Here is a 21,380-nt window from a genome sequence, read left to right on the forward strand (position 1 = left end):
CACACTGGCGCCAAGTCGGCTGCGCGGCCTGCCTCGCTGCTCACTGTGCGAGTGAATTAGCCGACCCAGCTGGGTCGTTTGCTCCGTCGGCCAGGAATCTAACTTGGGATTTCGCGATGTGGCACTAATGAAGGCAATCTGCCATGATCAACCTTGAAAGCCGCGGGCCGCGGCTCTTTTCGTCTATTGGCACGGAACGCGGGCGATGTCAGGTTTCGGCGACTTCCCTTCCCTTCTTCGACGCCATCCTCATCCACGAGGACAGTGCTGCGCGCGACGGAATCATTCCCAAATCACTCGCCGCCGGCGATAGCAGTGGAGAAACGTGATGGCCTGGTGGACGCGTCGCGAGAATCAACCTCAGCAATCAACTTCGTCGGCCAGCCGACCGCACACCAGCCTGATTCTGCCGTTGGAGCCGCGAATGATGTTCGACGGCGCGGTGGCGGCGACCGGGGCCGAGGCGTTTTCGGAAACGCAATCGCCCCTGCCCACGAACGCCACAGAGCCGACGACAGCCAATGAAATGGAGCAGAGCGCTGAAGCACTCGATGGGGGGGTTGCCAACAGCGAGCAGGAGCGAGCAGAGATCGTCTTCATCGACACCGGGGTAGCCGGCTGGGAAGCGCTGCGCGACGGAGTGCGCGAAGGCGTTGAGGTCATGTTGCTGGACGCCACTGAAGATGGCTTAACTCAGATGGTTGGAGCGTTAAAGGGCCGGTCGGGCATCGATGCGATTCATGTGTTGAGCCATGGCGCGGAGCGTCAACTTCGTCTCGGCACCTTGGTCCTAGACGATGTGACAGTGGCCGCCCGAGCAAGCGATTTGGCGGCGCTCGGAGCAACGCTATCGGAATCAGGAGATTTGCTGCTGTACGGTTGCTCCGTGGCCGATAGTGCAAGCCAAGACTTTCTCTCGTCCATCGCACGGGCGACTGGGGCAGACGTCGCGGCGTCTACCGATGCCACCGGCTCTGCGCTGGTGGGAGGAGACTGGGACTTAGAGCACATTACGGGCAGTGTCGAAACAGGAATCGCTCTTACCGATCTCGCGAGCTTCAACCACCTACTCGCTAGCACCACCTTGACCGCAAACGGGGTGGGTTTCAGCGATCTGGGTCCTACACTTATCGATGGCGAAGCCAACACGGCCGATGTGCCGGGTAAGAATTTTGAGATCTTCTACACGGACTCGGCGACCAGCAATACGTCGACCGATAGTATTGGCCACTTCCACTACACAGACTCAGATCTTGACCTGACGAGCTACCCAAACGCCTACAACGGGAAGCGGGACGTTGTGTTGAATGCCAATCAAGCGTCCGCTTTTGGCGGCGACGGCAGCGCGGAGCCATTTCTCGTTCTCCGAACCCAAGACGGGTCGGAATTTAGCTTCAACGGCATCGATGCCTTTAATTCTTACGCGCTTTCGGGCAATGAGGCCAAAATTAGCCTGTCTGGTTACCGAGATGGCGTACTGCTCGGCTCGGTGACATTGACGATTGATTCGGTGAGCACGTTCCATGGCTCATTTAATCAAAGCAATGGTCTAGCGGCGTCTGTTTTCCAGAATGTGGACCGGGTTGTTATTACTACTGACTCATCTTCGCAGTATTCCGATCCTGCTAACCCAAACTACGGTCTTTGGATGTTCTTCAATGGCTTTGTAGTCGGCGACGCCGTAGTCCCCGCTAATGCTCCGTCACTGTCGGGCAGCGGTAACGATCCTCTGTTCACCGAAAACGGCTCCGCCGTCGATCTCTTCAGTAGCGTCACCGCCAGCACCAACGACAGCGGCCAGACTTTCAGCGGCATGGCCATGACGGTTACCAATGTCAGCAACGGCAGTAATGAAATTCTGTCGATCGGCGGCACTGATGTGGCGCTCAGCGGCGGCAACAGCGGCACCATCGCCGGCATCGGCAATTACAGCGTCAGCGTGGCGGGGGGCACCGCGACCGTGACGCTGTCGGGAATGACGCGCAGCGGCGCGCAGATGGGCACGCTGATCGACGGCATGACCTACCGCAATAGCAGCGAAGCGCCGAGCACCAGCAGCCGGGTAGTGACCATCACCAGCATCTCCGACAGCGGCGGCAGCAATAACGCCGCGAGCCCGAACATCGCCGCTACCGTCACGGTCGATACCGTCAACGACGCCCCGACCGCAACCAACCTCACCCAGAGCAAAACCACCACGGAGGGCGGCGGCGCAGTGGCGTTGGACGACATAGTGCTCAGCGATGTGGACAGCGGCGACACCGTCACCGCGACCCTGACGCTTTCCAATGCATCCGCCGGTTCGCTGTCCACCGGTACCTACGGCGCGGCCACCTCGACCTTCAACGCCGGAACCGGCGTCTGGACCGTCACCGGCTCGGTCACTGATGTAAACGCCGCACTGGCGGCGGTGGCGCTCACGCCTTCAGCCAATAACGAGCAAAATTTCACCATCACGACACGCATCCGCGACGCGGCGAACACTGGACCGACTGACGGCACGATCTCGGTCACGGTCACGACGGTAAACGACGCGCCGACCGCAACCCACCTGACGCAAAGCAAGTCGGCCACCGAGGGTAGTGGGCCGGTAGCGCTGGACGATATCGTGGTCAGCGACGTGGATTCCGGGGACACCGTCACCGCCACCCTGGCACTATCCAACTCGGCAGCGGGTACGCTTTCCACCGGCACCTATGGCTCGGCGACGTCTACCTACAACGCCGGCACGGGCATCTGGATCGTCACTGGGTCGGTTGCCGACGTGAACGCTGCACTCGCCGCCGTAGCACTGACACCCTCGTCCAACAACGACCAGAACTTCACCATCACTACTCGCATTCGGGACGCGGCCGCTACCGGCCCGGCCGACGGCACGATTACGGTGACGGTCACGGGAGTCAACGACGCCCCGACCGCCACCAATCTCACCCAGACCAAGGCGGCCACCGAAGGTGGCGGCGCAGTGGCGCTGGATGACATCGTGGTCAGCGATGTGGACAGCGGCGAGACGGTCACCGCGACCCTGACACTTTCCAATTCATCCGCCGGTTCGCTGTCGACTGGCACCTACGGTGCGGCCACCTCGACCTACAACGCCGGCACTGGCGGGTGGACGGTCACCGGTTCGGTTAGCGACGTCAATGCCTCGCTGGCGGCGGTGGCGTTCACGCCTTCGGCCAATAACGACCAAAATTTCACCATCACCACGCGCATCCGCGACGCAGCGAACACCGGGCCGGCCGATGGCACCATCACGGTCACTGTCACGCCAGTGAACGACGCACCCGTCCTGACAACCACCGGTGGCAGCGTCCCGTTTACCGAAAATGCTCCGCCGGTGGCGGTCGACAGCGCCCTGACGCTGAGCGACGTGGACAGCGCCACAATGACCAGCGCTACGGTCAGCATTACCGGCAACTACAACGCGGGCCAGGACGTACTGGGGTTCGTCAACGACGGCAGCACCATGGGCAACATCACCGCCAGTTACAACGCCGGCACCGGTGTACTTACCCTCACCTCGGCTGGAGGCACGGCGAGCTTGGCCCAGTGGCGGGCGGCGCTGCGCGGGGTCACCTACAGCAATAGCTCGGAGGCACCGAGCACGGCAAGCCGTACGCTGAGCTTCACGGCCAACGATGGCAGCACCGACAGCAACGTAGCCACGCGAACCCTTTCGGTAACGCCGGTCAACGATGCCCCGACCACCAATACGGCCACCGGCTTCGTCAATACCGGCGCTTCCACGGAAACAGGCGGGGCATTGACGCTCACGGGTGCCCATCTGCACGAAGGCGATCCGGACGATCAGGGCACGGGCATCACCTACACGGTTACCACCGCCCCTACCGACGGCACGCTGTTCCTCGATGGCAACGGCAACGGCGTGGTCGATGGCGGTGAGGGGCTGGGCGCCACGTCGACCTTTACCCAGGACGACGTGGACAATGGCCGCGTCAAATACCTGCACGGAGGTGGGGTCGGAAGTTCGGACAGCTTCACCTTCAGCGTCGCCGACGGCGGCGAGGACGGTGCGGCCGCCCTGACCGGCCAGACCTTCTCCATCAGCGTGGCCGAACGCCCGGTCGTGGCGGTCGGTGGAGGCTCGCCCGCACACACCGAGGACGGCACCGCCACCGTCATCGCACCGAACCTGACGATCACCGATGGCGACAGCGCAAACACGGCCGGGGCCACCGTGATCATCACCGACTTCGTCTCGGGCGACGTGCTGGGCTTCACCAACCAGAACGGCATCACCGGCAGCTTCAATGCCGCCACCGGCGTGCTGACGCTAACCGGCACGGCCAGCCGCGCGGACTACCAGACCGCCCTGCGCTCACTCACCTACGGCACCACCAGCGACAACCCGGCGACGGGTGCAGGCAATGCCGACCGGGTGATCGAACTCCGAGTCAACGATGGCGTGCTGCAAAGCGCGGCCGGGACCAGCGCTACAGTGACGGTTGCAAACGCCAACGACGCACCCGTGCTGGACGCCAGCCAATCGCCCTCGCTCGTCGGAGTTGCAGAGGACGCTCCAGCCCCGACCAACGGCAGCACCGCCAGCAGCACGCTGGTCAGTGCGCTGCTCGGCGGCGCCACCGATGTCGATAGCGGCGCACTCCAGGGCATCACCATTACCGGCACCTCCAGCCAGGGCACGCTCTGGTATTCCACCGACGGCGGCACCACCTGGACGCAGGTACCAGTGGTATCGGCAGCGAATGCGCTGTTGCTGCAGAGCGATGCACGCCTGTACCTCCAGCCTGACGCCAACGTGAGCGGCTGCGTTACCGATGCCATCACCTTCCGCGCCTGGGATCGCACCAGCGGCAGCAACGGCGGCACGGCCGATACCACGACAAATGGTGAAGGCACCGCCTTCTCGACCTCGACCGACACCGTGGCCGTCAGCGTGACAGCGGTCAATGACGCGCCGACGATCGACGCCGGCCCGCTCGCGCTGACTGGCACCAACGAGGACACCGCCAGCAGCGCGACCGCCGTATCCACCATCCTTGCCGGCCTCAGCGCGGCCGATGCGGACAGCGGCGCGCAAACCGGCATCGCCGTCACCTCCGCCAGCGGCAATGGCACCTGGCAATACACCACTAACGGCACCGACTGGTGCAGCCTGGGCACCGTCAGCTCTGGAGCCGCATTACTGCTCGATGGCTCGGCCCAGTTGCGCTACGTACCGGATGGGGTAGACGGCGAAACAGCCGGGGCGGCACCGACCATTGGCTTCCGTGCCTGGGACCAGACTAGCGGGACGGCAACCAGCGGGGCCACGCGCAGCACGGCCGACGTCTCCACCAATGGCGGTACCACCGCCTATTCGGCGACGCAGGCCAGTGCCGCCCTTACCGTCACAGCAGTCAACGATGCGCCGACGCTCGTCTCCGGAACCGTACCGCTTACGGGTACCAACGAAAACAGCACCAGCCCCTCGACACTGGTGTCGACCATCCTGGCCAGCAGCACCGTCAGCGACGTGGATACCGGCGCGGTGTTCGGCATCGCAATCACCGGGAGCAGCGGCAATGGCGCCTGGCAGTACTCGACCAATGGCGCGGCATGGACCGCCTTCGGCGATGTCAGCGACAGCTCGGCCTTGCTGCTGAACTCGACGACGCGCGTGCGGCTGGTAGGGGACGGGATTGACGGTGGCACCGCGACCTTCACCTGGCGCGCCTGGGACATGGCCAGCGGCAGCGCGTCGGCAAACAGCGCGCCGGAAACGGCCGACGCCAGCAGCAACGGCGGCAGCACCTCGTTCTCCTCCACCACGGCCCAGGCTTCGCTTAACGTCACGAGCGTCAACGATGCCCCGACCCTGACCCTTCCCGGCGGGCAGACGGTCGAAAGCAACGGCACGCTGACACTCAACGGCACGCCAATCGTGCTCGCCGATGTGGATGCCGGCAGCGGCGCCCTGGAAGTCACGCTCACCGCCACCCAAGGCACGGCGAGCCTCGGCAGTGCGAGCGGACTCACCTTCAGCAACGGTGACGGTGTGGCCGATGCCAGCATGACCTTTACCGGCAGCCTAGCGGATATCAACACGGCGCTGAGCGGCCTCAGCTTCGCCCCCGCCAATGGCTATGTGGGCACAGCAGGCCTTCGCATCGATGCCAGTGATCTGGGGAACACCGGCGCCGGCGGCATTCTGGCCACCACCGGCACGATCGAGATACAGGTGACCGCACCAGTCGCTGTCACGGTAACCCCACCACCGCCGCCACCCGCACCGGCCACTGTCGACATGACGCCGGCCCCGCCGCCGGTAGCACCGCCGTTGCCGCCCGCATCGGTGGCCCAGCCGCTGTTGCCCCCGCCCCTGTTCGAGCCGCCGACCCTGGGCGCCGGCCTGCCACCGGTCGGCAGCATCTTCTTGCAGAACAACGCATTGGCGCCGAGCTACCTGACCCAGGTCTTTGCCAGCGAAAACGCCGGTGGGGATGGCGGCGGTGCCGGTTTCCTGGGCTTTAGGGGTAGCGACGGCGGCGTATTCGGCACCAGCACGCTGGGCAGCATCTTCAGCGACGGCGCATTGCCTACCGACAACGGCAGCATTTTCGGCGACCGCCTGGGCGGGTCGGACGGCGGCGGCGGCGAACTGCGCGGCATCTTCGGCGCGCCGAGCCTGGGGCAGCAACTCGAAACACTGAACAACAACGAGAAACGGCAAATCCAGACGCTCGCCAACGCGCTGGGTTCCATCGCGAAAGCCGCACCGCAGGCGTGATGCCTACGGTGTAATCGGTTTGCCGTACAAGGGGGCGGCGCCGTACATGAAAACCATCAAGAATCTGTTCGCAGTCAGCCTTCTGGCCCTGGCGATTGGCGGTTGCGCCGTGACCAGTCAGCCTATCGAGCGTGACGTCAGCGAGGCCAGGGCCCAGCAGGACCTTAAGGCCATGTTCGACAACCAGGAGCCCATAAGCGGCCCGCTGAGCCTGCACGACGCCATGGCCCGTGCGGTGAAATACAACCTCGAGGCCCGGCTCAAGGTCATGGAACACGCCCTGGCCGAGCGCCAGCTGGACCTCTCGACTTTCGACATGCTGCCGCGCATGGCGCTGTCGGCCGGCTACGTAGGCCGTAGCAACCTGAGCGCCTCGAGCAGCGAGAGCATTCTCACCGGCACCCAGTCGCTGGAGCCCTCCACCTCGCAGGACCGCGACCGCGAAGTCGCCGACCTGACCATGGTCTGGAACATCCTCGACTTTGGCGTCAGCTACGTCAGCGCTAAACAGCAGGCAGATCAACGACTGATCGTCGAAGAACGTCGGCGCAAGGTCATCCATACCATCGTGCAGGACGTTCGCTCGGCCTACTGGCGCGCCGTGGCCGCCGATCGCCTGCTGACCCAGATCGACAGCCTGATGGCGCGGGTCGACCAGGCGCGGAGCAGCAGCCAGCGCATGAGCCAGGACCGTATCGGTGACCCGGTTCAGACCCTGAGCTACCAGCGCGCCCTGATCGAGGCCACCCGTCAGCTTGAAGAACAGCGCCGTGCGCTGTCGCTGGCCAAGACCGAACTGGCCGCACTGATCAACTTGCCTTTGAACACGCCGATCACTCTGGCCGCCGAGCGCGATTACCAGGTGCCCGAGCTCAAGGTGGACATGGCCGAGATGGAACTGCAGGCACTGGCCAGTCGGCCGGAGCTACGCGAGCAGGACTACCAGGCGCGGATCAGCGCTGCCGAAACACGCAAGGCCATGCTGCGGTTGTTGCCGGGTTTGGAGTTTTCCGTCGGAGGGCATTACGACAGCAACTCGTTCCTGGTGAACCAGAGCTGGGCGGACTACGGGGTGAAGGTCACCTGGAACCTGTTCAACGTGCTCTCGGCACCCGCCGCCATCGACGTCGCCGAAGCTGGCGAGCAGGTCGCCGAGGCGCGGCGCCAGGCCATGTCCATGGCGGTACTGGCGCAGCTCTACGTGGCCAACGCCAACTTCCACGAGGCACATCGTCAGTTCATCACCAGCCAGCAGCTGGCCGGCCTCGACGAACAGATTGCCCAGCAGCTGCGCAACCGCTACCAGACCCAAAGCATCGGTGAGCTGGACCTGATTCAGGGTGAGCTGAACCAGTTGCAGGCCCAGCTGCGCCGCGACCTGGCCTATGCCGAACTGCGCAATACCTTCGCCCAGCTGTTCGTCAGCGCCGGTGCCGATCTGCTGCCGGAGCAACTGCCCGACGGCCGGCTGGAAACCATAGCCGCTGCCATCGACGCAAGCGAGGCGCAGTGGGCTGAGGGCTCGCTAGCACGGTAAGCTCATCACTCATGTAGCTACTCTTATCACCGGAGCGGCGCCGGAGATAACCCGTTGGGCTATCAATGGGCTTTGTTTGTGGATCGGAACCGGGCTTTACGATTGAACAAACGAGTTGGAGCGTCGAATTTGCTTGTTTAACGACAGACGGTAGGCCTCGCATCAGCGCTGCGTAACCTCCTAGTGGATGGCCTGCCGATGCGCCCGGCGCCAGGAATGCCGGTTGCCTCGTATTGCCATCAGAGGCCCGCGCGTCATAGAGGTCGGATAGCTCTGGTACCGCGGCGGCCAGCTCAGATGTAGCGGCCGCTGCAGCGCTTGGATCCGGCACGGTGGGTAACGCTCTGGCGACCAAACCGCTAAAAGCCGCGCATCACAGTCAACGAGCGTTGCAAACGGTGCGGGCAATGTGCCCGCTCACGCAGCCGGGCTGCCCGTAACAGCGCGTCGGACCCCCGGCAAGCCTTGTGCGGATCTGAATCCGCGGCACGCTCCCTGTGGCTTGCTATATGTCGGCCAGAATAGCGTGAGATGTCGCGCGCTGATTCCATATAGGCGGATCTTGCAGCAGACAGCCAGTTGGTTCGAACACGAGCAAAGGCTATGCTAGCCCGCACTCTGATGGAATAACGCTATGACACTGACCGAACTGCGCTACATCGTCACGCTCGCCCAGGAATCCCACTTCGGCCGCGCCGCTGAACGTTGCCACGTCAGTCAGCCTACCCTCTCGGTGGGTGTGAAAAAGCTCGAGGACGAACTCGGCGTGCTGATTTTCGAGCGGACCAAAAGCGCGGTACGGCTGACACCGGTCGGTGAAGGCATCGTCACCCAGGCGCAAAAGGTGCTGGAGCAGGCGCAGAGCATTCGCGAGCTGGCCCAGGCCGGCAAGAATCAGCTGGCCGCCCCGCTCAAGGTTGGCGCCATCTATACGGTCGGCCCCTACATGTTCCCGCATTTGATCCCGCAGCTGCATCGCGTGGCACCGGACATGCCGTTGTACATCGAAGAGAATTTCACCCACATCCTGCGTGACAAGCTGCGCACCGGCGAACTGGACGCGATCATTATCGCGCTGCCTTTCCAGGAAGCCGACGTTCTGACCCTGCCGCTGTATGACGAGCCCTTCTATGTGCTGATGCCCGCCGGGCATCCCTGGACGAAGAAAGAAACCATCGACAGCGAGATGCTCAACGACAAGAGCCTGCTGCTCCTGGGTGAGGGACATTGCTTCCGCGATCAGGTGCTCGAAGCCTGCCCGACCACGCGCAAGGGTGAGGCGCCGAGCCACACCACGGTGGAATCCTCATCGCTGGAAACCATCCGCCACATGGTCGCCTCCGGCCTTGGCGTGTCGATCCTGCCGCTGTCGGCGGTCGACAGCCATCACTACTCCCCTGGCGTGCTGGACATCCGTCCGCTGACGCCGCCTGTGCCGTTCCGCACCGTGGCGATCGCCTGGCGCGCCAGCTTCCCGCGCCCGAAGGCCATCGAAGTGCTGGCCGACTCCATCCGTCTGTGCTCGGTTGCAAAACCGCCCGCCGACAAAGCCTGACGTCATGAGCGAGCTGGCAGCGGTCCCGGTGACCGCATTGAAGGGCGTCGGCGCGGCGCTGGCCGAAAAGCTCGCCAAGGTTGGCCTGGAAACCCTACAGGACCTGCTGTTTCACCTGCCGCTACGCTATCAGGACCGCACCCGCATCGTGCCGATCGGTGCCCTGCGCCCCGGTCAAGATGCGGTCGTCGAAGGCACCGTCACCGGTGCCGACGTGGTCATGGGCCGGCGCCGCAGCCTGCTGGTCCGTCTGCATGACGGCAGCGGCAGCCTCAGCCTGCGCTTCTACCATTTCAGCCAGGCGCAGAAGGAAGCCCTCAAGCGTGGCACCCAGGTACGCTGCTACGGGGAAGCGCGACCAGGCGCCTCGGGGCTGGAGATCTACCATCCCGAATACCGCGCGCTCACAGACAGCGAGCCGGTGGCCGTCGAGCAGACACTGACGCCGATCTATCCAACCACCGAAGGCCTGACCCAGCAGCGCTTGCGCCAACTGACCGCGCAAGCCCTGGCACGACTCGGCCCGCACAGCCTGCCCGACTGGTTGCCCGACGAGCTGACCCGCGACTACCGGTTGGCCAAGCTGGACGAAGCGATCCGCTACCTGCACCGCCCGCCGCCCGATGCCGATCTGGAAGAACTCGCCGAGGGCCGCCATTGGGCCCAGCACCGCCTGGCCTTCGAGGAGCTGCTGACTCACCAGCTTTCGATGCAACGCCTGCGCGAAAGCAGCCGCGCCCAGCACGCACCGCCCTTGCCGGCTGCCCGCGACCTGCCGCAGCGTTACCTGCAAAACCTCGGTTTCCAGCCCACCGGCGCCCAGCAGCGAGTCGGCGCCGAGATCGCCTATGACCTCGCCCAGAACGAGCCGATGCTGCGCCTGGTGCAGGGAGACGTCGGTGCCGGCAAGACGGTGGTCGCCGCCCTTGCCGCCTTGCAAGCCTTGGAGGCGGGCTATCAGGTGGCCTTGATGGCGCCGACCGAGATCCTCGCCGAACAGCACTTCATCACCTTCTGCAAATGGCTCGAACCGCTGGGCATCGAAGTCGCTTGGCTGGCCGGCAAACTCAAGGGCAAGGCACGAGCCACGGCACTGGAACGCATCGCCTCAGGCTGCCCGATGGTGGTCGGCACCCATGCACTGTTTCAGGATGAGGTGCGGTTCAGCAGGCTCGCGCTGGTGATCATCGACGAGCAGCACCGGTTCGGCGTGCAGCAGCGCCTGGCGCTGCGCCGCAAGGGCGTCGAGGGACGACTCTGCCCGCACCAGCTGATCATGACCGCCACGCCGATTCCGCGGACCCTGGCGATGAGTGCCTACGCCGATCTGGACACCTCGATCCTCGACGAGCTGCCCCCCGGTCGTACACCGGTCAACACCGTACTGGTGGCCGACAGCCGCCGCCTGGAGGTTATCGAGCGGGTGCGCTCGGCCTGTAACGAAGGCCGTCAGGCCTACTGGGTCTGCACCTTGATCGAGGAGTCCGAAGAGCTGACCTGCCAGGCGGCGGAAACCACCTTCGAAGACCTCTCCGCCGCGCTCGGCGGGCTCAATGTCGGGCTGATCCATGGCCGCATGAAGCCCGCCGAAAAAGCCGCGGTGATGGCCGAGTTCAAGGAAGGCCGCCTGCAGCTGCTGGTCGCCACTACGGTGATCGAGGTGGGGGTTGACGTGCCCAACTCAAGCCTGATGATCATCGAAAACCCTGAGCGCCTCGGCCTTGCTCAGCTGCACCAGCTGCGCGGGCGGGTCGGGCGCGGCAGTGCCGCCAGCCATTGCGTGCTGCTCTATCACCCGCCGCTGTCTCAGATCGGCCGTGAACGTTTGGCGATCATGCGCGAGACCTGCGATGGCTTCATCATTGCCGAAAAGGATCTGGAACTGCGCGGCCCGGGCGAAATGCTCGGCACCCGGCAGACCGGCCTGCTGCAGTTCAAGGTCGCCGATCTGATGCGCGATGCCGATTTGCTGCCTGCCGTGCGCGACGCAGCCCACGCATTGTTGGAACGCTGGCCACAGCACGTAAGCCCCTTGCTAGAGCGCTGGCTGCGCCACGGCCAGCAATACGGGCAGGTTTGACGCTCGTCGGCAAACCCAAACCGCACTAACGCTAAGGCTATACTGCGCCGATCGGGAATAAAGACGGACTTTCCATGAATTCGGCTGCTGAAACCAAAAACAACATTACGCTCCCACCCATGATCGTTCAGCTGCTGGACAAGCTGGCGCTGCCTTACCGCGCCTGCGAGGACCGACCGGATCTTGATCCGGCCCGGCGCGTGCAGGCCATTCTGGTCGACGATGCCATCGGCGCGCTGCTGGTGCTCTATCCCAGCGACCATTTGCTCGATCTGCCACGTCTGGTTGATCTGACCGGGCGCCAGTTGGTGGCGGTTAAGCCCGAGCGGCTCACTCGAATGTTGTCCAAGCATGACCTGAAGGTTCTGCCCGGGCTGCCGCCGCTGACCAGCTCGCCCTGCCTGTACGAGGACCGGCTGTTGCAACAGCCGGAGTTGTTCATCGAATCCGGTCAGCCCGGCTTGCTGCTGGCGCTGGCGAGCCAGGATTTCAAGCAACTGCTCAGCAAAGCCAGCGCCGGTCAGTTCGCCGTTCCGTTGAGTACCATCCAGCCGAACCTCGACCGTCCAGAAGAGGACCGCGCTGAAATTACCAAGGCGGTTCAAAGCTTCACCGCCCGGCGCATTCAGAAGCGGCTGGAGGAAACCATCGAGATTCCTCCGCTGGCACAGACGGCGCAGAAAATCATCAAGCTACGTGTCGACCCTGACGCCACAGTGGACGATATCACCGGTGTGGTCGAAACCGACCCGGCGCTGGCCGCCCAAGTGGTCAGCTGGGCCGCTTCGCCCTACTACGCCGCGCCCGGCAAGATCCGCTCGGTGGAAGATGCCATCGTACGGGTGCTCGGTTTCGACCTGGTGATCAACCTGGCGCTCGGCCTGGCGCTGGGCAAGAGCCTGAGCCTGCCCAAGGATCAGCCGCAGCAGGCCACACCTTACTGGCAGCAGTCGATCTATACCGCGGCGGTGATCGAGGGGCTGAACCGCGCCATTCCGCGTACCCAACGGCCCGAGGCGGGCATCAGCTACCTTGCCGGGTTACTGCACAACTTCGGCTATCTGGTGCTCGCGCATGTCTTTCCGCCGCATTTTTCGCTGATTTGTCGACACCTGGAGGTCAATCCGCATCTGAGTCACAGCGTGATCGAACAGCACCTGCTGGGCATTACCCGTGAGCAGATCGGGGCCTGGCTGATGCGCTACTGGGGGATGCCTGACGAGCTGTCTACGGCGCTGCGCTTCCAGCATGACCCGCACTATCAGGGCGAGCATGCCGGGCATGCCAACCTAGTCTGCCTAGCGGTCCGCCTGCTGCGTAACCGCGGCATCGGCTCCGGCCCCTACAGCGAGATCCCGCAGGATCTCTTCGATCGCCTCGGACTGAGCCGTGAGAAGGCCAACGAGGTGTTGAACAAGGTGCTTGATGCCGAAGCCGCGCTACGCGCCCTGGCGATGCAGATTCATCCGGCGCCGTGAACCTTGGCCAGCAGCGCCTGCGCGGCGCTGCTGGCCACCGAGCCCTGCCCGCTTCCGTTGTGCAACGGTCTAGCCCTCTGCGCGGAAACTTACGCGTGCATCGACCAGTCCCTCTCCGACCTGACTGATGCTGACCTCGGCGAGGCTCGCACCCGCGGTCTGAAGCTCGTCGAACCAGCGCAACAGCGTCCCATAGGATGCACTGGGGAGCGTTACCTGCAGGCTACCGTCATTGCCGAAATCGAAGCTCTCGATGGTCAGGCCGCTCTGCTGCGCACTCTGCGTTACCAGTCCCTGCAACTGATCCGGTGCCAGCGAAACCGGGTTGCTGCGTGACATCTGTCGCGCCAACTCGGTGTTTTGCTCGAGATAGGCATGCAGCTCACGCTCCTGCTGGAAGTACGCTTGCGCGTCCCGCACGCGCTGCTGCGCAGGCGCCCAGAGCAGAACGTAGAACAACACCACCAGCAAAAAGGCGCCAAGCAAGGTAAGCGACAGGCGCTCGCGGGGTTGCAGCCGTTGCCAGCGCAGCCACAAAGGCGACTCGGCCAGGCGCACGCGCATCTGTTGTCTCAAATTCATCCTCGGCCTCCGATCACCACACGCGCGCTGACGGCATCACCGTCACGACTGGCCGACCCCAACTGGACGCTCTCCCCGGTTTGCCCGAGTCGCTGTCGCAGCTGCTCGAGCGCAGCGAAATCGCTGGCGCGCACCTGCAGGGCAAGATCACCCCGGGCCTGGTTGAAATCAAGCTGCCCGATCGACACCGGAATACCCTCGGCCAGTGCCAGCGCCACTTCATTCAACAAGCGCATGAACTCTGCCGAAGCGCCGGCGTTCTGGCTGATATGGTCGTCGAACTGAGCCCGCAGATTGACGATGCGTCGGTCCTCGGGAAACAGCTCGGTGTAGAGCGCCTGACTTGCCTCTGCGTATTGCTCAGCCTGGCTTTCCAGCGTCCAGGCCTGGACCAGGTTGAACACCAGTTGCACAGCCAACACCAGCGCCAGCACGATCATGACCGGCTTCCATTGACCCAGCCCGCTACCCGCGGCGTGAATGGCGAAATCGCCCTGCGCCAGATTGAGTGCAGCCGCGCGACCCGAGGCCAGGAAACGATAGGGCTCGTCCAGCTGCTGGTAGTCGTCCAGCGGTGAGGGTGCGGCTTCCAGCGTGCCATGTCCGTGATGCGGCACAGGACACTGCCCAGCCAGGTGCGGCCACTGCGCACTCTCGAAGGCCAGTCGCGCTTCCGGCTTGCCTCCGAGCAGCGCACGACCGTCGATGAACAGTAGCTGTGTACCGTCGCGCGGCAGCAAGTCGGCATCGACATGAATCGCGACGATGGTCAGGCCGAGCGCCTGCAGATCCTCCAGCCAATCGGCCAGCAGCTGCCTGCGAATGGCGATGACCCGACGCCGCCCGTCTTCCAGCGCATCGCCATGGGTCAGGTGCAGGTCATCGACGTTTTCGGCGAGCAGTTCTTCAACGGCATAGGCCAGTGCCTGATTGACCCAGCGCGCCTTGCGGGTCGGCAGGTTGACTGCGAACGAGCTGCAGACTTCGGCCGGCAGCACCAACGTCACAGCGGCCGGCGCCCGCTCGATGACGTTCGCCAACGGCATCCAGCCATCATCCCCTTCACCCGGCAGCCAGTAGACGCGCGTATCGCTGTCGATCCGGGAACCGCAATCAGCGGGCAGAAACAGGCAGTCCATCGGCTATCGATCTCCGTCATTGGTTGGTCGGGGCAGCCGTGGCGGCTGTCCCAGGTTGCGCTGCAGCACGCGAACATCGCCATCGTCCTCACGCCGCAGCTGACTCACCAGTGCCAGGCGGCGGTCCGCTAGGCGCACCTCGCTGATGGCCTGGAATAATTGACTGGTCACTGCGATGTTGGTGCTTTGAAGTTGGACACCGCTGAGCGCTGGTTGCGCCATGAAACTGGCCGTGTCACGGAACGGGGCAGATTGTCGTGCCTTCACCAGCGATTCGGCGGCGCTGGGGCTGAGGCTGTCGGCAAGGCTCGACAGCACCATGGCACTGGCTGTGTTGAGGTTCAGCGGTGTATCCGCTGGCAGCACACTGACATAGGGCGCCAGACGCTGAAAGTCTTCATCGCGCATACCGAGCAGCAGGCGCAGTTCGGAGAGGTCCTCCAGCCGCCTGCCCGCCGTGCGATAAGGCGGATCAAGCAGCAGGTAGGCGTTGTCCTCCGCGCCCGTTTCGCCGCTGGGTTGCTGATCGCTGTCGATCCAGTCCACCAGCCGCTCGGCATAAGGCTCGGTGATCTGCAGGCGCAGCAGCAGCCGGCGAAACTGTGCGAGCGCTGCCGCGTTGGGCTGTTGTTCCTGCACCAGGCTGTTGAGATTGAAACGCCCGGCCAGGTCCTCGATTCGTACCTGGACCTGCCCCTGACCCTCGTCGAGATCGTACGCCGGTTGCGGCAGCGCCCAGGGCTCCAGCAGATGATCCACCGCCGGTTGCCCTGTGCCCTGACCGGACAGCTGCAGATCACGGCGCAGCATGGTTTGCGCCAGCGCCTCCCCACCCAGCGCGTAGTGCAAGGCCTGACGCGCCTGCAGCTGGTTGCCGGTACCTCGGATCGACAGCTGCTGACGCGCAATCATCCCGGCGCAAATCACCGTAACGATGGCGACCACCAGCAGCACGGTGATGAGCGCGACGCCGCGCTGGGCCTTCATTGCATCTCTCCCACGCCGCCGGGCTCCGGTACGCCCTGGGAGTCGGGCTGGATGAATTGCGGAGCCGGCGTCGGGCCATCCGGCAACCGCAGCAGGCGGGTGATGGTGCCGTAACGCTGATGGTCAATGGAGACCTCCACGGCGAGCGGCAGCCGCCGCGCTTGTTCAGCCGGGTCACCGCGGCCGAATTCGAACGGCGGCCATTCCTCGTGCCAGGTGTTCTCCGCATCCAGATAGCGCAGCCGCAGTGCCAACACATTGTCGAGCACAGGCTGCACCCGTGGTTCGCTGTCCACGTCGCGATCGAGCACCACCCAATAGACCCGCTCCAGCGTGTCGCCAACCAGCCGCCAGCGCACCCGCTGCAGGTTGGCCCGACGCATACCGGTGGGGTTTCGCCAGCCGCTGCGGGTCAGCTCCAGCGACACGCCGTCTGCGGCGCCGGCCATCTGGCCGATGAACGCGTTCTGCTCGTCGCCATAGCCGTCGCGCACCGGTCGTGGCATGGCCTGAATGAGGTCGCGTTCCAAACTCCACATCGCGCGCCCGAGTTCGCGCAGCTGCACTTCCTGCGCCCGCACCACCTCATCACTGCGCATTACCGCTTCGAGCATGCGGTAGGTGGCCAAGCCCAACAGCGCGAACAGGGCGATGGCGATCAGCAACTCGAGTAGCGTGAAGCCTGCGGTGGCACGAGCTGTGCGGATCTTCATGGGTCAACGCCAACGAAGCCGGTGAGGCTGGTCACCGCGCGCTCTTCGATGGAGCCGGCCCCGGCACCCCGCCGCTGCTCGGCGGCCGCGACCCAGACGCGAATACGCAGCAAACCGGGCGTGCCGCTGGTTTCCACTTCGCTCAGGGTCTGCCATTGACGGCCAGCGAATTCCAGGCGGGTATCTTCGCGGCCAACGCTCGGTGCCGGTTGTTGCAGCTGCAGCTCGGTGAGGCGGTTGTCGGCGATCCAGCCGGCCAGAGTCAGCGCTTCCAGCCGCCCGGCATTGCTCACGCTGCGCGCGGCCGCGGTCAACACCACAGCCGCGACGATGGCGAAAATCGCCAGCGCCACCAGCACTTCAAGCAGGGTAAAGCCGCGCGAGCGCGCCGGACGATGGCTCATCGACGGGTCTCCACGGGTTCGGCACGAGGCATGCGAAAGCCATCGCTGGACACCATCCAGCGGCTCCCTCCAGGTCGCTGATCGGATAGGGTCAGGGTGAACGGAGACAGCTCTCCGCTGGAAAGGATCAGCAGCTGCGGCTGCACGCGAGGGGCTCGCCGACGCTCTCGATCCTCGTCGTTGGACAGCCCGGCCGGGTCATCCTCGCGCTTGACCGGCGCCACCAATTGCAACGGCGTGCCGTCGAGTTCCAGCTCCAGGCTCATCCATTCGGGTGCCTGGTGCGCCTCGCTGTCACCAACATCGCGCCAGCGCGCATCGGCTTCGTCGTAGTGCATCACCCGGTAACCGTCCCGGTCGAACCGCAGGCCATATTCGCGGCTATCGAGTACGGCTTCGTCGGCCATCAGGCTGATCAGGGTAGCCACGCGCTGCGCTTCATCACGGATTTCACGCGACGAGCTGGTGTTACCGGTCGATAGCACCGCCAGGCCCACCAGGCTGCCAAGGATGACGATCACCACCAGCAGCTCGATCAGCGTGAAGCCACCGTCCCGGCGCGCCTGGGGCATGGATCAGAGGTCCCAGTTACCGATGTCCGCGTTCAGCTCGGAGCCGCCCTGCTTACCATCGGCACCATAGGAGTACAGGTCGTACGCGCCTTCGGTGCCGGGCGACAGATACTGGTATTCGTTGCCCCATGGATCCTTCGGCACACGCTTGAGGTAGCCGTCGCGGTTCCAGTTCTTCGGCTGCGGATTGCCGCCCGGCTTCTCCACCAGCGCATCCAGCCCCTGCTGCGTGCTGGGGTAGGAATAGTTATCCAGCTTGTACATGTCGAGGGCGGCACCGATGGCCTTGATATCGCCCTTGGCCACGGTGACCTTGGCCTGATCCGGGCGGTTCATCACCTGCGGCACCACCAGCGCGGCGAGAATCCCCAGGATCACCACCACCACCATGATTTCGATAAGGGTGAAGCCACCCTGTTTGCGTTCGTTCAACGTCATTCTCACTAGCCCACCAGTTGATTGAGAGAAAGGATCGGCAGCAGGATCGCCAACACGATTACCAATACCACAGCCCCCATGAACACCAGCATGAAGGGCTCGAAAAGTCCCACCATCAGCGATATTTGCGCAGCCAGATCGTTCTCCTGATTGCGCGCGGTGCGCGCCAGCATCTGATCCAGCTCACCGGATTTCTCACCGCTGGCAATCATGTGCAGCATCATCGGTGGAAACTCGCCGGTGGCATCCAGCGCGCGGGTCAGGCTACCGCCCTCACGCACGCGCTGCGCTGCCTCGATGACCTTGTCACGGATACGCAGGTTGGCGATCACCGCCGCCGCAATGCCCAGCGCATCCACCAGCGGCACACCGCTGCGGGTGAGAATCGCCAGGGTCGAGGCGAAACGCGCGGTGTTGGTCGCCCGCGCCAGCCGACCCACCAGCGGAATGCGCAGGATGAAGGCATGCCAGCGGCGCTTTATCTTTTCATCACGCAGCGCCTGCCGCATCGCCAGGGCGGCGGCGACAATGCCAATGAGCATCAGCCAACCCCAGTGCTGCACCACTTCGCTTACCGCGATCAGCCCTGTGGTCAGGGCCGGCAGCGCCTGCCCGGTATTGACGAACACCTTCACCACGTCCGGCACCACATAGCCCAGCAGCAGCACCACGATGGCCAGCGAGGCCACCAGCAGGATCACCGGATACAGCAGCGCCAGTTGAATCTTCTGCCGCGACTGCTGGCGTTGATCGGTGTAATCGGCCAGCTGATCGAGCACCAACCCGAGGTGACCGGCATGCTCGCCGGCCGCAACCGTGGCGCGGTACAACTCGGGAAATGCCGATGGGTATTCACGCAGCGATCCCGCCAGGCTATGGCCTTCCATCACCCGTGCCCGAACGGCCAGCAGCATCGACTTGATCTTCTGTGAAGACGACTGCGCCGCTGCCGCACGCAGCGCTTCCTCGATGGGCAACGCAGCCTGCACCAGGGTCGCCAGCTGTCGGGTCACCAGCGCCAGGTCGCGCGCCGACAGCCCACGGCCAAACGCGAAACCTCCGCCACTGATGTCTTCCTTGGCCTTGGCCTGTTTGACCTCCAACGGAGACCATTGCTTCTCGCGCAACAGCTGCCGCGCCTGCCGCGCGCTGTCCGCCTCGATCAGGCCCTTCTGCTCGCGACCACGCGGATCGAGGGCGATGTATTCGAACGCCGCCATTAGCGCTCAGCCATCGCGGTCAAGTGCCCTAGCGCGGGGCAGCGGACACGAAACCGCTGGAGGGCAGTCGCCTGCCCAACGTCGGCAGCGGCGGTATGGATGTATTCATCAGGGCTGGTCATGGCCGGGTAGCGATCCTTCTGCCAGTACTGCTCATGCGCTTATTCCTCGCGTGTCACGCGCAACACTTCTTCGATGGTGGTCACACCTTCTCGCACCTTGCGCAGGCCGTCGTCACGAATGCTCGGGCCCAGGCGGCGGGCATGGCGAACCATGTCCTGCTCGGCGGCGCGGGTGTGGATCATGCTGCGCAGGGTGTCGTCGAACAGCACCAGTTCGTAGATGCCGGTCCGCCCACGGTAGCCCAGCTGGCGACAAACGTCGCAGCCTTCGGCGTGGTAGAGCGTTGGGGCTTCGCTCGGGTCGAGACCGAACAGCGCGCACTCGGCCTCGTCGGCGACATAGGCGCGTTTGCAGTCATTACACAGCACCCGGACGAGGCGTTGGGCCAGCACACCAAGCAGCGACGAGGAGATCAGGAACGGCTCGACACCCATGTCCACCAGGCGGGTGACCGCTCCGATGGCGCTGTTGGTGTGCAGGGTCGAGAGCACCAGATGACCGGTAAGCGAAGCCTGCACGGCCATGTCGGCGGTTTCCTGGTCGCGGATCTCGCCGACCATCACCACGTCGGGGTCCTGGCGCAAAATGGCGCGCAGGCCCCGCGCGAAGGTCATGTCGACCTTGGTGTTGACCTGGGTCTGGCCGATGCCCTCGAGGTTGTATTCGATCGGGTCCTCGACGGTGAGGATGTTGCGCGTACGGTCATTGAGCGTGACCAGACTGGCGTACAGCGTGGTGGTCTTACCCGAGCCGGTCGGGCCGGTGACGAGAATGATCCCGTGCGGCTTTTGCACGGCCTGTTCCATGACCTTGCGATCACGGTCGCTCATGCCCAGATGGCGGAGCGTGAGCCGGCCGGCCTGCTTGTCCAACAGACGCAGTACAACCCGCTCGCCGTTGGCCGAAGGCAGGGTCGACACACGGATATCCACCTCACGGCCACCCACCCGCAAGGAGATGCGGCCATCCTGCGGAATACGCTTTTCGGCAATATCCAGCCGCGCCATGACCTTGATCCGCGACACCAGCAGCGCCGCCAGCTCCCGCTTGGGCTGCACAACTTCGCGCAGGATGCCGTCGATACGAAAGCGAATGACCAGACGTTTTTCGAAGGTTTCAACATGGATATCGGAGGCGTTCTCCTTGATCGCCTCGCCCAGGATGGCGTTGATCAGGCGAATGATCGGGGCGTCGTCTTCCTGTTCCAGCAGATCCTCGGTTTCCTGGATCTGATCAGCCAGGCTGTGCAGGTCCATATCATCGCCGAGCCCTTCGACCATCTGCATCGCAGCGGAAGAGTCGTGTTGATAGGCCGCACTCAGGGCCTGCTCGAATTCATCCTGCGCCAGCCATTGCATCGCCAACGGACCACCGGCGACACGCTGGGCCTCCTGCACAGCGGTCAGCGGCGCACCTTCGCGGGCGCACAAACGCAGGCCCTCCGGGCGCTCCAGCAGAAGCACGCCGTGGCGGCGAGCGAAAGCGAACGGCAGCCGCCTGGGCTGCGATTCCTCCATCAAGATCATTTCATTCACGTCTAGATCGGCCATGTGAATTCTCATGAGTAATACGATCGAACGTCGTCGGCATTCCGAAGCCAGCGCAACCAAATGCATTGGACTACAGGGAATCCATGACATTACAGGCACTGATCCGATTTTTTTTGCACATGCGCCGCGCCGACCGGCACCAAGGTCGCATACAGACAAGCCCGCCGACGAATACAACGTCTATGGTCCGTCATTCATGATTGCGCCGCGCATAACCGAGTACAGAACCTTAGACGAAGGTCGAACCC

General features: G+C 64.1%; 15 protein-coding genes. 6 read left to right on the plus strand and 9 right to left on the minus strand.

What is annotated here, in order from left to right; translation table 11 throughout:
- The first annotated feature begins 143 nt into the window (after positions 1-143).
- The 6 genes from ACQKIK_RS17300 to ACQKIK_RS17325 all read left to right on the plus strand — a co-directional run bounded on the left by ACQKIK_RS17300 (position 144) and on the right by ACQKIK_RS17325 (position 13,404).
- The gene (locus ACQKIK_RS17300; protein WP_417797270.1) at positions 144-329 is read left to right on the plus strand and encodes a hypothetical protein; all 186 of its coding nucleotides are present in this window, start codon (positions 144-146) and stop codon (positions 327-329) included.
- Complete coding sequence (locus ACQKIK_RS17305) at positions 329-6,754, plus strand: DUF4347 domain-containing protein (protein ID WP_499136856.1); 6,426 nt, start codon at positions 329-331, stop codon at positions 6,752-6,754. The genes ACQKIK_RS17300 and ACQKIK_RS17305 overlap by 1 nt, the downstream gene beginning before the upstream one ends.
- Positions 6,755-6,818: 64 nt before the next feature.
- On the plus strand, positions 6,819-8,291 hold the full coding sequence (locus tag ACQKIK_RS17310) for a TolC family protein (RefSeq protein WP_499137032.1): 1,473 nt from the start codon (positions 6,819-6,821) through the stop codon (positions 8,289-8,291).
- Positions 8,292-8,925: 634 nt separating this feature from the next.
- Positions 8,926-9,846: a hydrogen peroxide-inducible genes activator gene (locus ACQKIK_RS17315; protein ID WP_045422729.1), complete on the plus strand. Its 921-nt coding sequence runs from the start codon at positions 8,926-8,928 to the stop codon at positions 9,844-9,846.
- Between the two features lie 4 nt (positions 9,847-9,850).
- Complete coding sequence (gene recG, locus ACQKIK_RS17320) at positions 9,851-11,926, plus strand: ATP-dependent DNA helicase RecG (RefSeq protein WP_499136857.1); 2,076 nt, start codon at positions 9,851-9,853, stop codon at positions 11,924-11,926.
- A 74-nt stretch (positions 11,927-12,000) separates the two neighbouring features.
- Positions 12,001-13,404, plus strand: a complete 1,404-nt coding sequence (locus ACQKIK_RS17325) for an aminoacyl-tRNA deacylase and HDOD domain-containing protein (protein ID WP_045422733.1) — start codon at positions 12,001-12,003, stop codon at positions 13,402-13,404.
- Between the two features lie 69 nt (positions 13,405-13,473).
- On the opposite strand, the gene ACQKIK_RS17330 is transcribed toward ACQKIK_RS17325, so the two are convergent.
- From ACQKIK_RS17330 to gspE, 9 genes are all read right to left on the minus strand, one after another.
- Entirely contained in the window at positions 13,474-13,986 is a 513-nt protein-coding gene (locus tag ACQKIK_RS17330; protein ID WP_499136858.1) for a type II secretion system protein M, read from the minus strand.
- A complete protein-coding gene (gspL, locus tag ACQKIK_RS17335) occupies positions 13,983-15,125 on the minus strand; it encodes a type II secretion system protein GspL (RefSeq protein WP_499136859.1) in 1,143 nt (380 codons plus the stop codon). Before gspL ends, ACQKIK_RS17330 begins: the two co-directional genes overlap by 4 nt.
- Positions 15,126-15,128: 3 nt before the next feature.
- Positions 15,129-16,112, minus strand: coding sequence for a type II secretion system minor pseudopilin GspK (gene gspK / locus ACQKIK_RS17340; protein WP_499136860.1), 984 nt, complete (start codon positions 16,110-16,112; stop codon positions 15,129-15,131).
- Positions 16,109-16,825, minus strand: a complete 717-nt coding sequence (gspJ, locus tag ACQKIK_RS17345) for a type II secretion system minor pseudopilin GspJ (RefSeq protein WP_499136861.1) — start codon at positions 16,823-16,825, stop codon at positions 16,109-16,111. The genes gspK and gspJ overlap by 4 nt, the downstream gene beginning before the upstream one ends.
- Complete coding sequence (gspI, locus tag ACQKIK_RS17350) at positions 16,822-17,229, minus strand: type II secretion system minor pseudopilin GspI (RefSeq protein WP_241529800.1); 408 nt, start codon at positions 17,227-17,229, stop codon at positions 16,822-16,824. The genes gspJ and gspI overlap by 4 nt, the downstream gene beginning before the upstream one ends.
- Positions 17,226-17,801, minus strand: coding sequence for a type II secretion system minor pseudopilin GspH (gene gspH / locus ACQKIK_RS17355; RefSeq protein ID WP_499136862.1), 576 nt, complete (start codon positions 17,799-17,801; stop codon positions 17,226-17,228). Before gspH ends, gspI begins: the two co-directional genes overlap by 4 nt.
- A 3-nt stretch (positions 17,802-17,804) precedes the next feature.
- Positions 17,805-18,239 carry a type II secretion system major pseudopilin GspG gene (gene gspG / locus ACQKIK_RS17360; RefSeq protein ID WP_045422747.1) on the minus strand — a complete coding sequence of 145 codons (435 nt, stop codon included), beginning with the start codon at positions 18,237-18,239 and terminating at the stop codon, positions 17,805-17,807.
- Positions 18,240-18,244: 5 nt separating this feature from the next.
- Positions 18,245-19,459 carry a GspF family T2SS innner membrane protein variant XcpS gene (gene xcpS / locus ACQKIK_RS17365; RefSeq protein WP_046163451.1) on the minus strand — a complete coding sequence of 405 codons (1,215 nt, stop codon included), beginning with the start codon at positions 19,457-19,459 and terminating at the stop codon, positions 18,245-18,247.
- A 161-nt stretch (positions 19,460-19,620) separates the two neighbouring features.
- A complete protein-coding gene (gspE, locus tag ACQKIK_RS17370; RefSeq protein WP_499136863.1) occupies positions 19,621-21,132 on the minus strand; it encodes a type II secretion system ATPase GspE in 1,512 nt (503 codons plus the stop codon).
- Positions 21,133-21,380: the final 248 nt, after the last annotated feature.

Origin of the sequence: Pseudomonas sp. NPDC047961, from assembly GCF_050272435.1 — a bacterium.
GTDB lineage: Bacteria > Pseudomonadota > Gammaproteobacteria > Pseudomonadales > Pseudomonadaceae > Stutzerimonas.

What these genes read in the sequence shown, in the direction of transcription:
- ACQKIK_RS17300 (WP_417797270.1), top strand. Translation starts at nt 144, where the DNA reads ATGATCAACCTTGAAAGCCGCGGGCCGCGGCTCTTTTCGTCTATTGGC.
- ACQKIK_RS17305 (WP_499136856.1), top strand. Translation starts at nt 329, where the DNA reads ATGGCCTGGTGGACGCGTCGCGAGAATCAACCTCAGCAATCAACTTCG.
- ACQKIK_RS17315 (WP_045422729.1), top strand. Translation starts at nt 8,926, where the DNA reads ATGACACTGACCGAACTGCGCTACATCGTCACGCTCGCCCAGGAATCC.
- recG (WP_499136857.1), top strand. Translation starts at nt 9,851, where the DNA reads ATGAGCGAGCTGGCAGCGGTCCCGGTGACCGCATTGAAGGGCGTCGGC.
- ACQKIK_RS17325 (WP_045422733.1), top strand. Translation starts at nt 12,001, where the DNA reads ATGAATTCGGCTGCTGAAACCAAAAACAACATTACGCTCCCACCCATG.
- ACQKIK_RS17330 (WP_499136858.1), bottom strand. Translation starts at nt 13,986, where the DNA reads ATGAATTTGAGACAACAGATGCGCGTGCGCCTGGCCGAGTCGCCTTTG.
- gspL (WP_499136859.1), bottom strand. Translation starts at nt 15,125, where the DNA reads ATGGACTGCCTGTTTCTGCCCGCTGATTGCGGTTCCCGGATCGACAGC.
- gspK (WP_499136860.1), bottom strand. Translation starts at nt 16,112, where the DNA reads ATGAAGGCCCAGCGCGGCGTCGCGCTCATCACCGTGCTGCTGGTGGTC.
- gspJ (WP_499136861.1), bottom strand. Translation starts at nt 16,825, where the DNA reads ATGAAGATCCGCACAGCTCGTGCCACCGCAGGCTTCACGCTACTCGAG.
- gspI (WP_241529800.1), bottom strand. Translation starts at nt 17,229, where the DNA reads ATGAGCCATCGTCCGGCGCGCTCGCGCGGCTTTACCCTGCTTGAAGTG.
- gspH (WP_499136862.1), bottom strand. Translation starts at nt 17,801, where the DNA reads ATGCCCCAGGCGCGCCGGGACGGTGGCTTCACGCTGATCGAGCTGCTG.
- gspG (WP_045422747.1), bottom strand. Translation starts at nt 18,239, where the DNA reads ATGACGTTGAACGAACGCAAACAGGGTGGCTTCACCCTTATCGAAATC.
- xcpS (WP_046163451.1), bottom strand. Translation starts at nt 19,459, where the DNA reads ATGGCGGCGTTCGAATACATCGCCCTCGATCCGCGTGGTCGCGAGCAG.
- gspE (WP_499136863.1), bottom strand. Translation starts at nt 21,132, where the DNA reads ATGGCCGATCTAGACGTGAATGAAATGATCTTGATGGAGGAATCGCAG.